Annotated in this window: 12 protein-coding genes; all 12 read right to left on the bottom strand. The window is 36.8% G+C overall.

Annotated elements, in window-relative coordinates; translation table 11 throughout:
* Window positions 1-22: 22 nt before the first annotated feature.
* The 12 genes from ftsA to rsmH all read right to left on the bottom strand — a co-directional run bounded on the left by ftsA (window position 23) and on the right by rsmH (window position 15589).
* The gene (ftsA, locus tag AC1Q8L_RS13020) at window positions 23-1330 is read right to left on the bottom strand and encodes a cell division protein FtsA (protein ID WP_001087557.1); all 1308 of its coding nucleotides are present in this window, start codon (window positions 1328-1330) and stop codon (window positions 23-25) included.
* A gap of 399 nt (window positions 1331-1729) precedes the next feature.
* Entirely contained in the window at window positions 1730-2500 is a 771-nt protein-coding gene (gene divIB, locus AC1Q8L_RS13015; RefSeq protein WP_001065789.1) for a cell division protein DivIB, read from the bottom strand.
* A gap of 98 nt (window positions 2501-2598) precedes the next feature.
* A complete protein-coding gene (gene murB / locus AC1Q8L_RS13010; protein ID WP_025117949.1) occupies window positions 2599-3504 on the bottom strand; it encodes a UDP-N-acetylmuramate dehydrogenase in 906 nt (301 codons plus the stop codon).
* A 213-nt stretch (window positions 3505-3717) separates the two neighbouring features.
* The gene (murG, locus tag AC1Q8L_RS13005) at window positions 3718-4812 is read right to left on the bottom strand and encodes an undecaprenyldiphospho-muramoylpentapeptide beta-N-acetylglucosaminyltransferase (RefSeq protein WP_024927913.1); all 1095 of its coding nucleotides are present in this window, start codon (window positions 4810-4812) and stop codon (window positions 3718-3720) included.
* A 103-nt stretch (window positions 4813-4915) separates the two neighbouring features.
* Window positions 4916-6007 carry a stage V sporulation protein E gene (gene spoVE / locus AC1Q8L_RS13000; protein WP_000753524.1) on the bottom strand — a complete coding sequence of 364 codons (1092 nt, stop codon included), beginning with the start codon at window positions 6005-6007 and terminating at the stop codon, window positions 4916-4918.
* A 90-nt stretch (window positions 6008-6097) separates the two neighbouring features.
* Entirely contained in the window at window positions 6098-7450 is a 1353-nt protein-coding gene (murD, locus tag AC1Q8L_RS12995; protein ID WP_000860103.1) for a UDP-N-acetylmuramoyl-L-alanine--D-glutamate ligase, read from the bottom strand.
* A complete protein-coding gene (mraY, locus tag AC1Q8L_RS12990; RefSeq protein ID WP_000893060.1) occupies window positions 7451-8425 on the bottom strand; it encodes a phospho-N-acetylmuramoyl-pentapeptide-transferase in 975 nt (324 codons plus the stop codon).
* Window positions 8426-8447: 22 nt separating this feature from the next.
* Complete coding sequence (murE, locus tag AC1Q8L_RS12985) at window positions 8448-9923, bottom strand: UDP-N-acetylmuramoyl-L-alanyl-D-glutamate--2,6-diaminopimelate ligase (RefSeq protein ID WP_000766289.1); 1476 nt, start codon at window positions 9921-9923, stop codon at window positions 8448-8450.
* 185 nt (window positions 9924-10108) lie between these two features.
* Window positions 10109-12025: a stage V sporulation protein D gene (locus AC1Q8L_RS12980; protein ID WP_001266235.1), complete on the bottom strand. Its 1917-nt coding sequence runs from the start codon at window positions 12023-12025 to the stop codon at window positions 10109-10111.
* A gap of 81 nt (window positions 12026-12106) precedes the next feature.
* Entirely contained in the window at window positions 12107-14257 is a 2151-nt protein-coding gene (locus AC1Q8L_RS12975) for a penicillin-binding protein (protein ID WP_000739955.1), read from the bottom strand.
* 21 nt (window positions 14258-14278) lie between these two features.
* Window positions 14279-14641, bottom strand: a complete 363-nt coding sequence (gene ftsL, locus AC1Q8L_RS12970) for a cell division protein FtsL (RefSeq protein WP_000182804.1) — start codon at window positions 14639-14641, stop codon at window positions 14279-14281.
* Between the two features lie 15 nt (window positions 14642-14656).
* Window positions 14657-15589, bottom strand: a complete 933-nt coding sequence (rsmH, locus tag AC1Q8L_RS12965) for a 16S rRNA (cytosine(1402)-N(4))-methyltransferase RsmH (RefSeq protein WP_000472508.1) — start codon at window positions 15587-15589, stop codon at window positions 14657-14659.
* Window positions 15590-15734: the final 145 nt, after the last annotated feature.

Here is a 15734-nt window from a genome sequence, read left to right as displayed (position 1 = left end):
ACCTCATTTTTCGTGTCCAATTTTAATCCCATAAATAACGGAATACACGTTTTACTTTTGACATCATGCGGTCATCATTTTGATTATTATTGTTTTGATTACGAGTTTTTTGTTTTGCAGGTTGCTGTTGTACCGGCGTTGGTGCTGGTGCTGGTACTGGTTCAAAATGCTCTTGCTTTTCCTGCACATTTTTCCCACGTAATTTAGCTTTTTGATAAGAATGTTTAATTAATCCAACTCCACTTGTATATTGGGGCTCACGCACACCAATATAATCAGGAGTTGCTACACGAACATTTTCATGTAAAATATCATATGCAAGGTCAAGAACACCTGGCATAGAAGCAATTCCACCAGTTAGTACATAACCAGAAGCCACTTGCTTTACTCCTAACTTACGCACTTCATCTTGAACAAACATTAAAATTTCCTCTACACGAGCCTCTATTATATCCGATAATTCCAACTGAGAATATTGTTCTGTTTGATCACTTCCCATAATAGGAACCGTAAACATCTCTTCTTCAGATGCTGTATCATAAAAAGCATGTCCATATTTCAACTTAATTTGATCTGCATTTTCTGTTGAAGTTTTCAACCCAATCGCAATATCCTTCGTTATATGGTCTCCACCTAATGGTAATACGCTCGTCGCTTGTAACTCTCCATCTTTAAAAATAGATAAAGTTGTAGATCCTCCCCCCATATCAACAAGGGCTACTCCTCTATTTTTTTCATCTGAAGATATAGCAACTGTTGCAGCCGCTAAAGGTTGAAGACAAATATCAACAATTTCAAGACCTGCTTTTTCTACACAACGAAGTAGGTTATGTAGTAAAGTTCTCGAGCCTGTAATAAGTGTACCTTCCATTTCTAATCTTACACCGATCATCCCGCGTGGATCGTTAATCTCGTCAAGACCGTCTACGATGAACTGTCGAGGTACCACATCAATAAACTCACGTTCTGGAGCAATTGACACAACTTGTGCTGCATCTAGAACGCGTAAGACATCTTCATTCCCGATTTCACGATCTTCATTTGAAACAGCGACTACTCCGTGACAAGGAAGTAGCTGTACCTGGTTTGCATTGACACCTACTACAACTTGCTCAATGTGGATTCCCACCATGCGCTCAGCTTGTTCAATTGCTTTTTTAATTGATCGAACAGTCTCGTCTATATCAACTATCGATCCCTTCTTTAAACCATTTGATTTTACATTTCCAACACCAATAATGTTTAAGCTGTCATTAACCATTTCACCAATGATGACTTTAACATTGGATGTACCGATGTCAAGACTAACATATATTTCATTGCTGTTCATTCTTTGGCACCTCCTTCTTTATTTATACCATACAACTCAATATATGGAACAACAATCGCAACTTTACTATTTATAAGAAAAATATTCAACGTCTTTATACGTTTCCCTTTTTTAACCCTATATTTTTCTTATTTTTATTTAGCATTCAATTAAGAATATCGCAGTAAACTATGAATAACTGCTTATCTTGAAATAATTCTATTTCGAGTGTAAAGTTTACCGCCAAGTATAAGTCTACACTAAGATGTACTCATAGAAAAGTGAAACTTGTACCAATACTAGTATGAATCTAAGAATTTTTACATATTTTTCATCAAATGAACCATTCTTCTAAATTCGTATACATATAATAGAACATTCGTTTCGTTTTTTCTGCTATAATCAACGAAAACTACCATTCTATTCTTTTTTTTCTTCCGCACCTAATTCTTTCGTATATGCACCTACTTCTAAGTCAATTAATACCTTCTTACCTGGCTCAATTGTTTTTAAAATAAGCGGATAGGCTTCCATACGTTTTGCAAAATTTTGAATCGTAGTGCTCACTTCATAACCTTCATTCATATATAAAGTAAGATGATCTTCATTCGCATTCGTTGGTGAATAGCGAATCTCCGAAATAGATTTTAAAATAGCTGGTGTTAATTTTTCTAGTTCAGCGATTAACTCCTTCATTTTCTCTTCTTTAAAAGGTTCGAAAATCGGTGCTGCAACAGGAAGTTTTCCATTAGGTAGTACGTCAAGCGTTTTTCCATTTTCTAATAACGGTTGTAATTTTCCCTCTTTATTTATATAACCAATCGTTAAATATTCTTCGATATGAATATCAATCTTGTTTGGAAAACGTTTTTTTACATTTACTGCTTTAATTTCTTTTCGCTTCGTTAAGTTTTCTTCAGCTTTATGTGCTGTCACTCGGAAATAACTTGTATCATATGTCACGCCTGAATCCTTCATTACTTGCTCATCCGTCATATAGTGATTTCCAAACACACTAATCTTTTTTATATTACTAAGCGGAGACCGAAAATAAATTAAAAAGAGCACTAATAAAAATAAAATTGATATGTATAAAATCAATCGATGATTAACATTTTTTTTGTTTTTTTTCTTTTGATTTTTCAATTTTGGTACACGATCTTGTAGTTTAATCACTTTACTATTATTCATGTACGATCCCCCTATGTAACATAAAGAACGGCATGTTCCTCATGCCGTTCTTATCTTCTTATTATAACATAAATGATAATGAGCGGAACGAATAACCGTTATCTTCCAATGATTTCTACTTCTGTATGCATATCTACATCAAATTTATCCTTAATTGTATGTTTTATTAATTCAATTAAGGACAATACATCTTGCGCTGAAGCTCCCCCGGTATTAACAATAAAATTGCCATGCATTTCAGAAATTTGAGCTCCACCAATCCTATAACCACGAAGCCCTGCTTTTTCTACTAAATCTCCTGCAAAATGTGGGATTGGATTCCGAAATACACTTCCTGCACACGGGTGATTCCATGGTTGCGTTTCACGGCGGTAATCTTTATTATTTTGCATGCTACGTACAATTTCTTCACGTTTTCCCGCCTGTAATTGAAACTCCGCCTCTAAAACAATACCAGGACGTTTCGTTTGCAATACAGATGCCCGATAAGAAAACTCCAGTTCTTTATTCATTAACCAGTCAATTGTACCGTCTTCAAACAGAATGAGAGCCTTCGATAATACACTCGATATATCCGATTTATGTGCACCTGCATTCATATATACTGCACCACCGACACTTCCTGGAATACCGCTTGCAAACTCCAATCCAGCTAACCCTTGACGACTAAGTAAAGTTGACAATTTAATAAGAGAATATCCACTACCAACTCTTACCTTATGTTTTTCGACCTCTAAGTGATCTAATCCTTCTCCTAAACGAATAACAACACCTTCTATGCCTTGATCAGATACAAGAAGGTTTGAACCGCGCCCAATTACAGTCCACTTCGTTTTGTATTGCTTTACTAACTGTAATGTTTTTTCAATACCGGCTACATGCTTTGGCACAATTAAAATATCCGCTGGTCCACCTATTTTCATAGTTGTATAACGTGCTAACGACTCATTAACTAAAACACGACCAACGTCTGCTTCTATAAGCTCATTTACTAATTGTTCCATAGACAATCTCCCCCATATTAAGTCTCCTTATGACAATAATATGCAGGGCGTTCACCTAACGTTATCCCTCTATTTACGGGCAGTACAGCTCCTAAATCAAAATTCGGCGGTAACAAAGAAGTTAGGCGAGAATCGGGATGCCAGTAAACATCCGATTAGTGAAAGGTAATAATCAACGAGAAAGAATCACTCCCCACTGATTAAAGCCTCACTTTATTTTTTTACAAGCTTATTCATTACTTCATACAGCTTATTTGCTGCATCTGGAATACCTAGTTGCTTAGCAGCTAGCTTCATATTTTGTAATGTTTGTGCATCCAATAAAATCTCATCAATATCACGAATAAGCGTTTCAGCTGTTAAATCTTTTTCAAGTAACATTTTTGCCGCTCCTTTATCAACAACTGAACGTGCATTCTTTTCCTGATGATTATTTGTTACGTACGGACTCGGTATTAACACACTTGGTTTTCCTAACGCTGTTAATTCTGCAAGTGTTGTTGCCCCAGCCCTTGAAACAACAAGGTCTACACCAGTTAGTACCTCTGGCATATTATGAATGAACGGCTTAATAATAACATTGTTCGGGTTCCCTTTTTGCTTCACGGCTTCCATCACTTTGTCATAATGTACTTCACCTGTTACATATAGTATTTCGTAGCTTTTGTTCCCAAACTGTTCAATTGCTTCAACGAAGGCATCGTTAATCGGTCTAGCTCCACGACTTCCACCAAATATAAGTACAGACTTTTTAGGAAGAGAAAGCCCAACTGAACGTTTCCCTTTCATTCCATTTTGATCCATTACCTCTGATGCTCGCGGATTACCTGTCATTACCACTTTTGACTCTGGAAAATGCTCTGTAGCTGCTTCAAAACAAACAGCAACTTTATCAACATAACGACTTAAAAATTTGTTCGTTACACCTGGTACACTATTTTGTTCATGTACAATAGTTGGAATACCTAATTTGGCTGCAGCGTATACAACTGGTCCACATACATATCCACCCGTTCCAATTACGATATCCGGATTAAAACGACGAATATATCGTTTACTATCCTGTACACCTTTTAGAAAACGCATTACTGTTTTCACATTATCTAATGATATTTTTCGTTTAAATCCACTTATAACAATAGATTGAAATGGTATACCTGCTTTTGGAACGATTGTGCTCTCTAGTCCATTTTCCGTACCAATATATAAAAATCTTGCTTCTGGATTTAACTTTTTTATTTCTCTAATTAAAGCAAGAGCTGGATAAATATGACCACCAGTACCCCCACCACTCACTAATACACGCACTACTAACTCCTCCGCTTCTCTTTTCTTATTTCCATTATATTTATTTCTATATACATATTGCATTTTTACACACATACGAAAAACCCTGTCTTATAAACAGGGTTTAGTAGCGAGAATGGCGACTTATATTTAATAATACACCTACTGCCATTAACATTAATGTCAAACTTGATCCACCATAACTTAAAAACGGCAAGGTAATACCCGTAACAGGCATCAGTCCTGTTACAACACCAACATTAATCATTACTTGAATCGCAATCATCGCCACAATACCTACTGCTAAAAACGTACCATATAAATCTGGCGCTCCTAATGCGATACGAATCCCGCGCCATAATAATAGACTAAATAATAATAACACAAATGAACCACCAATAAAACCTAATTCCTCGGATAAGATCGCAAATATAAAGTCAGTTTGTGGTTCAGGTAAATAAAGAAATTTTTGTCTACTTTGTCCAAGTCCAAGCCCAAATAATCCACCAGGTCCAATTGCGAGTAATGATTGGATAATTTGAAATCCACTTCCAAGCGGATCTGACCACGGATCTAAATATGATGTAATGCGTTTCATTCGATACGGTGCTGATGCAATTAACCCTACAAATCCTGCTACACCAATCAAACCAAACATTGCAAAGTGAAAGACCCTCGCTCCCGAAATAAATATCATAATGATACATGTCCCAACCATTACCGTTCCTGTCCCAAGGTCTGGCTGTAACATAATCATCCCAAAAGCAAGAAACACAAAACTAAGAGCCGGTAATAAACCACGTTTAAAAGATGTAATCAATTTTTGCCGTTCCGCTAAAAACTTTGCCAAGAAAATAATCATCGCAAACTTCATAAATTCTGACGGTTGAATCGAAAATGCTCCGATCCCAATCCAACTTCGTGCTCCTCCTCGAACAAGACCTACCCCAGGAATAAGAACGAGAATAAGAAGAATGAAGCAAACTAGCAAAATTACTTTTGAATACGTACGCCACACCCAATAATCAATTTTCATAATAAAAAACATAGCTACTACACCAAGACCCGCAAACAGTAATTGTCTTTTTGCAAAAAAGAATGAGTCCCCCATTTTATAAGAGGCCCAAACTGCACTCGCACTATAAACCATAATCATTCCGATTGTCAACAATGAAAGTGTTACGATGATGAGCATAAAATCAGGCGTTTTCTTCATTACCCACAAACACCACCTCTTTAGGCAGAACCTTTTGCCCTATGTAACAAAACATCAGTAGGTGTTAGCCTACTGATGTTTTGATTTACTTTATATAAGTTTATGCACAGCTTGTATAAAAATGTCTCCTCTTTCTTCAAATGTTTTAAATTGATCCCAGCTTGCACACGCTGGAGAAAGAAGAACAACATCACCTTCTTTAGAATGAGCATAAGCTTTCACCACTGCTTCATCTAAAGTATCGACACTTTCAATTATATCTAATCCCGCTTTTTCTGCCGCTCTTACTAGTTTGGGAGCTGTTTGTCCAAATGTTACAATCGCTTTTACATTTTTGAAATACGGAATTAAATCATCGAATTCATTTCCGCGGTCAAGCCCACCTGCTAGTAACACAATCGGTTGTGTAAACGCAGATAGTGCTTTCTCAGTCGCTAACATATTCGTTGCTTTTGAGTCATTATAAAACTTACGGTTGTTAATCGTTGTTACATATTCTAAACGATGTTTTACACCCGTAAAACGTTTTAACACGACCGTAATTGCTTCATTAGAAGTACCTAATAATTTCGCAATACTCATCGCAGCTAAAATATTTTCTAGATTATGTTGACCAGGTAAAACGATATCGCTTACTTCAACAACTTTTTCACCTTTGAAATAAAGAGCGTTATCTTTTATACACGCGCCATCTTCAATTTCTTTCGTTGTCGAAAACAAGATTTTTTGACCTTTAGTATCCGCAGATAAAGCCATCACATCTGCATCATCCGCGTTTATTACACTATAATCGTTTTCTGTTTGGTTTTTAAAAACATTTGCTTTTGCTAAACCATATTCCTTCTTCGTCCCATGATAATCTAAGTGGGCTTCAAATAAGTTTAAGAACGCTGCAATTTTAGGTTGGAACGATTCTACTCCCATCAATTGGAACGATGAAAGTTCTGTAACTACAACTTCATTTTCTTTTGCATCCTGTGCTACTTCACAAGCTACAGTTCCTATATTCCCTGCAATAACAGGATGCTTTTGTCCTTCTTTTAACATTTCAAATGTCAGCATTGTTGTCGTCGTTTTACCATTAGATCCTGTAATTCCAACAAATGGCGCTTTTGAAATACGATATGCTAATTCAACTTCCGTAACAATTGGAATTTGCTTTTCTTTCGCAGCAACTAATATTGGATTAGAATACGGGATTCCTGGATTTTTAACGACAAGAGAAATATTTCTCTCTAATAATTCTAAAGGATGGCCACCGCATACAACGTCCATTCCTTTTGCTTGTAATTCTGCAGCAAGTACATTGTCTGCTAAAGGCTTTCCGTCATTTACAATGACATTCGCCCCTAACTTTTGTAACAATGTAGCTGCTGCATAACCACTTTTTGCAATGCCTAATACAAGAATATTCTTATTTTGAAATTCAGTTACAGTTTTCAATTACATCCACACCCCGATATAAATTCCTAACACAGCTAATAAAAATCCTGCAGACCAAAACGTCACAACAACACGCCACTCTGACCAACCACATAATTCATAATGATGGTGTAATGGACTCATTTTAAAGACACGTTTTCCTGTTGTTTTAAATGAAATGACCTGAATAATAACCGATAAAGTTTCCATGACGAATACTCCGCCAATAATTACAAGTAGCAATTCTTGTTTTAATAAAATCGCTACAGCTGCAATGGCTCCACCTAAAGCTAATGAACCTGTATCTCCCATAAACACTTTTGCTGGATTCGCATTGAATACTAAAAATCCAAGTACAGCTCCTACCACTGCCATACAGAATATCGCTACTCCAAATTGCTCTTGTGCCACAGCAATAATACTAAATGCTCCAAATGCAATAGCAGCTGTTCCTGATAATAAACCATCTAAACCGTCAGTTAAGTTAACTGCATTTGATCCACCAATAAGCATAAATAGTACAAGTACAAAATACGCCCAACCTAATTCAAACTTAACATCCGTTCCCGGAATCATGATGTATGTGTGGAACGCTTGCCCTTTTCCAATTAAAAAGAATGCAATAGCAATAACAAGCTGCCCTACTAATTTTTGTTTTGATGTTAAACCAAGATTTCTCTTCTTAACTACCTTTATGTAGTCATCTAAAAATCCGATTAATCCGTAACCAAACGTCACTAATAGTAATAACGAAACCTCTGCACCTAAATAATTAAACTTAATCGCCATAATAAGTGAAGTTACCATCATAGATACGTATATGACGATACCACCCATTGTCGGTGTCCCTGATTTTTTTTGATGTGACTTTGGTCCCTCATCACGAATACTCTGTCCGAACTTTAATTTTCTTAAAAATGGAATAAACAATGGCGAAAGGGCAACAGAAATTAAGAATGCTACCCCAGCCGTTACTAATAAACCTTGCTCAAGCACATGTAGTCCTCCTCTCACGTTGTTACTCTTCGTTGTTTAAACGCCCTGTAATTGCTTCTTTCGCAACTTCTCGATCATCAAAATGATGAACTTCTTTACCAATAATTTGATACGTTTCATGACCCTTACCAGCAATAATAATGATATCATCTGCTTTCACTTTAGTGATTGCATGGTGTATCGCTTCTTTTCTATCAATAATCACTTCATAATTATTTCCACTTGCACCATGTACCATATCATCTAAAATAGCCGCTGGATCTTCACTTCTTGGATTATCTGATGTGTAAATTGCATGAGTTGCATATTTTGTTGCAACACTTGCCATTATCGGTCTCTTCGTTCGGTCCCTATCGCCACCACAACCAACGATACAATACACATCACCTTTTGCAAATTGTTTTGCAGTTTTTAATACATTTTCTAAACTATCCGGCGTATGTGCGTAATCAACAATAACTGTATAATTTTGTCCTCCATCAACAACTTCAAAACGCCCTGGAACCCCAGCTAGTTCCTTTATAACAGCAATGATTGTTTCTAATTTCACACCCGAAACAAGCCCTGCTGCTGTTGCTGCAAGTACGTTATATACATTAAATTTACCTATTAATTTCATCGTAACATTTACACTTTCATACGGTGTGACAAGGGTAAATGTAGTTCCGCCACTCGTCATAACGATATTTTTTGCCATAATGTCACTTGTTGTATCAATACCATATGTTACAACAGTTGCTGCAGTACTTCTCATATACTCTTCTGTTACATTATCATCGCTATTCAGCACAGCGTACTTTTCACGATTATGATTATAACTATTGCCAAGCTGTGCAAATAGTAACCCTTTTGCATGTTTATATTCTTCCATCGTTTTATGATAGTCTAAATGATCTTGTGTTAAGTTCGTAAACACCGCTACATCGTAATCACATCCGTGTACACGACCAAGATCTAACGCATGTGACGAAACTTCCATTACCGTGCTGTCCACACCTTGTTCAACCATTTTTGAAAACGTCTGTTGAAGTGTTAGTGCATCTGGTGTTGTATTTTTCACCTCAAATGTTTCATCACCGATTTTCATATTAATCGTTCCAATTAGCCCTGTTTTATGACCATGTGCTCGCATAATCTCATCCATAATATGCGATGTTGTTGTCTTTCCATTTGTACCTGTAATTCCGATTAAATGTAACTTGTGTGTCGGTTGACCATAAAAATAATCAGCTAAAACCGCTAACGAACGAAAAGTATTTTTCACAAGTACAACTGGAACGTCAACATCAATTGGTCTTTCCGCAACAATAGCAGCCGCTCCTTGTGCCGCTGCTTGCTTAGCAAAATCATGGCTATCAACCGTATATCCTTTCATACATACAAATAAGCTTCCTTCTTTCACTTTACGTGAATCAGCTTCTATAGATGTGATTTCTGGATTTTCTTTTGGAACAACTGGAAAATCATGCAAACATGATAAAAGTGTATGCAACTTCATTTCACTAAACCCTCTCTACATTGTTTATTTATCTTTTTTTCAGTAAGCAACACATTACCTCCTATATAAGGAGGTAAGTGCTACTGGCCTATTTATGACTGAGACACTTATTGTCTCAAGTTAAGTAACTGTTCTATAAAGAACTCACTTCCACCAATTGTACCATAAAACGTACTATGTTACCTTTAATTCCCGAAGTAAATTCTAATTTTTGAGCCTTCTTTTACTTTAGCTCCCGCTTCTGGTGATTGCTTAATTACTTTCTCTCCATCTCCACTTATATCAAGCTGCAAATCGACGAGTTGTGTTTGTAAATCTTTCTTTTTCATTCCAATTAAATTCGGAACTTCCACAGTTGGTGTATCGCCCCATTTATATTCTTTTTCAACTTGTTCTTTTCTCGGTTTCACTCCCATAACAGGAAGCGCATCTCGAAGGATATTCCCGACAATTGGAGCTGCTACCACTCCACCAAACTGTGTAACCCCTTTTGGATTATCAACAGCAACATACACAACAATCTCTGGATCATCCGCTGGAGCAAATCCGATAAAAGATACAATATAATTATTCTCTAAATATTTACCATCTTTCACCTTTTGAGCAGTACCCGTTTTTCCACCTACACGATATCCATCAATATAAGCACCTTTACCAGAACCTTTCGCTACAACATTCTCTAATGCATAACGAACTTTTTCTGAAGTTTCCTTGGAAATAACTTTTCTTTTCTCAACAGGTGTCTTTTTACTAACAACTTGATTATTTTTCGGATCAATAAACTCCTTAGCTATATACGGCTGATACAATGTTCCACCATTTACAGCCGCCGCTACAGCTGCTACTTGTTGAATTGGTGTAACAGAAACCCCTTGGCCGAATGAAGTTGTCGCTTGCTCTACTGGACCAACTTTATCTAAATTAAATAAAATCCCACTGCCTTCACCTTGCAAGTCAATCCCAGTCTTCTGCCCAAAACCAAAATTACGAATGTATTTAAATAATCGGTCTTTACCAAGGCGATCACCAAGTTCAATAAATCCCGGGTTACATGAGTTTTGAACGACTTCTAAAAACGTTTGACTGCCATGACCTCCTGCTTTCCAGCATTTCAATCTAGCTCCACCGACTTCAGCTGCTCCATCATCATAAAACGTATCCTTCTCTAAGTCTACTAAATTTTCATTCAATGCTGCAGCTAGTGTAATGATCTTAAATGTTGAACCAGGCTCATACGTACTCCACACAGGTAGATTTCTGTTATACACTTCTGGAGAGACACTTTGAAAATCCGCTGGATCAAAACTCGGCCGACTAGACATACCTAAAATTTCACCATTTTTAGGATTCATTGCAATTGCAATCATACCGTCTGGATTATAAGTTGACTCCGCAATATTCATTTCTCTTTCCATAATCCTTGTAATACGCGCATCGATTGTTAATCCTAAATTCAAACCGGCTTCTGGCTTTTTGAAATCATCACCAACATTAGGCATCCTTTGTCCTTTCGCATCTGCAAAAAAACGAACATGACCTTTGTCCCCATTTAGCTCTTTATCATAATATTTTTCTAGCCCCATAAGACCTTGGTTATCGCTACCTGCAAAACCTAATACATGTGATAAAAAGTTTCCAAATGGATAGTACCGGATAGAATCCTCTGCGATATACACACCCTTCAAACTTAATCCTCGTACTTCTTTCGCTTTGTCATGTGATATTTTCCTTCCGCCTTTATCTAACCTTACAATCGATTCTTTTTTTGTAATTCTTTTATAAATCTCATCTTTTTCCACACCTAATACTGCAGCTAACTTCTCTGCAGTCTCTGCTGGTTTTTCAATTTGCCTCGGTACAACAAAGACAGTTGGAGCACTTTTATTCGTGGCAAGTTCCACACCATTTCGGTCTAAAATTTTCCCACGTTCGGGTTCAAAAGTAATATTACGACTCCATGAATCTTTCGCACGATCCGTTAACATATTCCCAAGAAAAAATTGCACATATCCAAGACGAATATCGATAATAGTGAAAATAAGTATACCTGATATAAGTATAAAAATAAGTCGTTTTCTAACTGTTACATTTGATACACGCATATCGGAACAAGCCTCCCTTACGCCTAGCTTGTTCCAATATATGCTTGTACTTATTTAATTAGAACTTCTTCTCTTTTACCATTACGGCTTTTCTGCTTCTTGTTGTGGTTCGAGTGGCGGTACGAGTGTGACACCTAATTCTGTACCAGGTTGTAATAATGTTCCTTCCGCCACACTTTGCTCTGTTACGTATCCTGTACCAGAAGGCTTCAAGTTAAGCTGTAATGTCTTCGCTAAATTCATAACATCACGCAGTGCCCATCCTTGTATATTTGGCATTGTAGGCTTATCTCCTACCAAGAAGACTCGGTCGCCTTTCAATGTTTGTTCAGTTGCTTTTGGTACTTGTTGCTGTACTTTCCCTTCACCTAGTACGATTGGACGAAGTTTTGCTTTATCAATTGCTTTCCCCGCTTCAGCCATCGTTTTACCAGTTACATCTGGAACAGTAGTTTGTTGTTCTTTCAGATGTTTTTTCGGATCTTTCACTTCATTTGGCTTAATCTTTAAATACTCTAAACTATTTTTTGTTACATATTTAAAAATATCAGCTAAAGGCTGTGCACCGTTCTCATCATCTTTTAATTTCGGCTGTTTAACAGCTACATACACAACAAGTTGTGGGTCGTCCATTGGTGCCATACCTAAGAATGAGAATATATAATTCTGTCTTCCTGTCATATAGCCGCCTTTTCCATCCGGAATTTGCGCTGTCCCTGTTTTACCACCAACTGAATATCCATCAATTTTATAAGCTGTCCCTGTACCTTTCGGAGATGTAACAACACGTTCTAATAACTGTCTTACTTGCGCTGCTGTTTCCTTTGTAACAGGTTTTCCTACTTCTTCTGGCTTATGTTCTAATTTTACTTTGTCTGTTATTGGATCTACAATTTTATCAATTGCATAAGGTTTCATCATTTTCCCATCATTTGCAATGGCCGTTGCAGCTTGTACAAGCTGAATTGGTGTTACAGTGGAACCTTGTCCAAAAGCTGTTGTCACTTGTTGTATTTGCTGATCAAATAAAATTGTATTCGATCCTTCACCTGATAAATCAATGTTCGTTTTTTCATCTAATCCAAAACTATGAATATATTTTCGGAAACGTTCTGGACCAAGTTTTTGATCTCCTAAAATTGCAAACGCTACGTTTGAAGAACGCTCTACCCCTTCATCAAACGTGATAGAGCCCCAACCAGCACCACCGTTATGATCTTTTATTTTCCTATTTCCGACTTGATATGTCCCGGACTGATAATAATCTTGCCCTTTGTACACACCTTCATTAATAGCTGCCGCTAACGTGAAAATTTTCATTGTTGATCCAGGTTCAAATGCATTGGCAATTGCGTCATTGAAGAAATATTTAATTTGACGATCATTAGGGTCATAACTAGGTTTAGTAGACATCGCTAATATTTTTCCGGTTTTTGGATCTGCAACAATCCCTATTAAACTTTCTGGCTCATATTGCTTACTTGCTGCTTTCATCGCGTCTTCTAAATAACTTTGGACACGTTGATCAATTGTTAAATAAGCGTTATCTCCATTTTTAGGTGCCTTTACATTAACTTTTCCACCATCAAGGGATACACCTTTACGATCACCTGTATACGCTACTTCTCCATTAGAAGCACTTAAGTATTTATCCAAGCTTTTTTCTATGCCAAATTGACCTACCGAGGTTCCATTCTCATTTGGTTTTGCATGACCTATAACGTAAGATGCAAAATCACCGTTTGGATACACCCTTGCATTTTCTGTAATAAAAGATATTCCCGGCAATTTCAACGCTTCTATTTGTTCCTTCTTTTCTTTCGTCAAATCCTTGCCTAACGTTCCAAATTCGACTTGACTTCTACCTTCCTTATTTAAAGAAGCTAAAATATCCTCTTCGCCTTTTCCAAGTACTCCTGCAATTTTCTTTGCAGTATCTTCTTTATTCTCAACAGAGTTAGCACCTTTTAGCGCAGCTACTATTTTATAAGAGTTTGCGTCTTGTGCTAACACATGACCGTTTTGATCATAGATGGTCCCTCGGTTCGCTTCAAGAACTCCTTTTTTACTATGCTTTTGTTTAGCAAGTGCATCTAAATCCTGATTATGAACTGTTCCTGTTGATTGTATGTAAAAAAATCGGGCTAATAACAGCAAAAAGAGCAGGAGGAAAAATATCATAAAATAACCTGCTCCCTTATTGGTATGAAATTTAGTCATATTCTTCTTCATCGTTCCTTCACACCTATTGCCTTATTTGAGGCCTTTCACATTATTCGCATTAATTTCTAGCCCATGTTTTTTTGCAACTTCAGCGATTCGTTCATAGCGACTTAACTTCTCTACTTCAGCTTGTAATTCTTGATTTTCTTTTTGCTGCTGTACAATTTTTTCTTCTATCGTCGCTGCTTCTACATTAACTTGATAAAGGCCTGCTTTATTTCCAATAAACGCGACACAGGCATACAATAAAAAGCCAATAAACGCTACATACAACAGTTTTTCGATTCTTGTAATTTTCGCTTTAACCTTCGGCTTAGCCATCTGCTGTGGGGGCGTTTGAATTTGCACCTCTTCTTGCGCTTGTTGTTTGTACTTTACAGCTAAATTAGTCATACCTCTCTCTCCCTTTTATCGTTTTTCAGCGATTCTCAACTTCGCAGAACGCGCACGATTATTTTCTTCTAGCTCTATATCAGAAGGTAAAATCGGTTTTCTTGTAATAAGCTTTAATTTCGGCTTAAATTCATCAGGAATAATCGGTAATCCTGGTGGCAATTGTGGCGTTGTACTATTTCGCTTAAACGTTGTTTTACAAATACGATCTTCCAATGAATGGAATGTTATAACACTAACCCTTCCACCTGGCTTAACCATCTCAATAGCAGATTCCAATGCTTCTTCAAATACTTTTAATTCATCATTTACAGCTATACGAATTGCCTGAAACACCCGCTTAGCAGGATGCCCACCAGTTCTACGAGCAGGAGCCGGAATACCTTCTTTAATTAGCTCTACTAATTCTCCTGTCGTTTCAATAGCTTTATTCTCACGATAAGCTTCAATTTTTCTTGCAATTTGTTTTGAAAATTTCTCTTCACCGTATTGGAAGAAAATCCTTACAAGTTGTTCATATGACCAGCTATTTACAACATCATATGCCGTTAATGGGGCATCTTGATCCATCCGCATATCTAACGGTGCATCATGATGATAACTAAAGCCTCGCTCTGGTGTATCTAATTGTGGGGATGAAACACCTAAATCAAATAAAATACCGTCTACTTCTGTTATACCTATTTCTTGCAGTTTTTCAGCTAAATAACGGAAGTTACTCTTTACTGTTATAAACTGTTCACCGTATGAAGAGAACTTTTCTTTCGCGTTTTGAATCGCTATCTCATCTTGATCAAACGCTATTAATTTTCCACCTTCAGTTAATTGGGATAATAAATAAGAACTATGTCCTCCTCCCCCCAGTGTACAATCTACATATGTACCATCTGGCTTTATATCTAAGCCGTCTACTGTTTCCTTTAAAAGCACTGTTACGTGTTTAAACATTGTTGCACCTACTCTTTTTCCAATTAATTATGTTGAATGTATCCCTTCCTCTAAGCACATATTTCACGCTTAGAGAATGAAATAATACGAAAGAACGACTCATTTAACTTACCAACAAAGGCAACATACTATACAAATCGCTATT

The sequence above is a fragment of the Bacillus sp. GW823-FHT06A11 genome, assembly GCF_058795355.1.
This window is presented reverse-complemented; position numbering and strand designations above follow the sequence as displayed.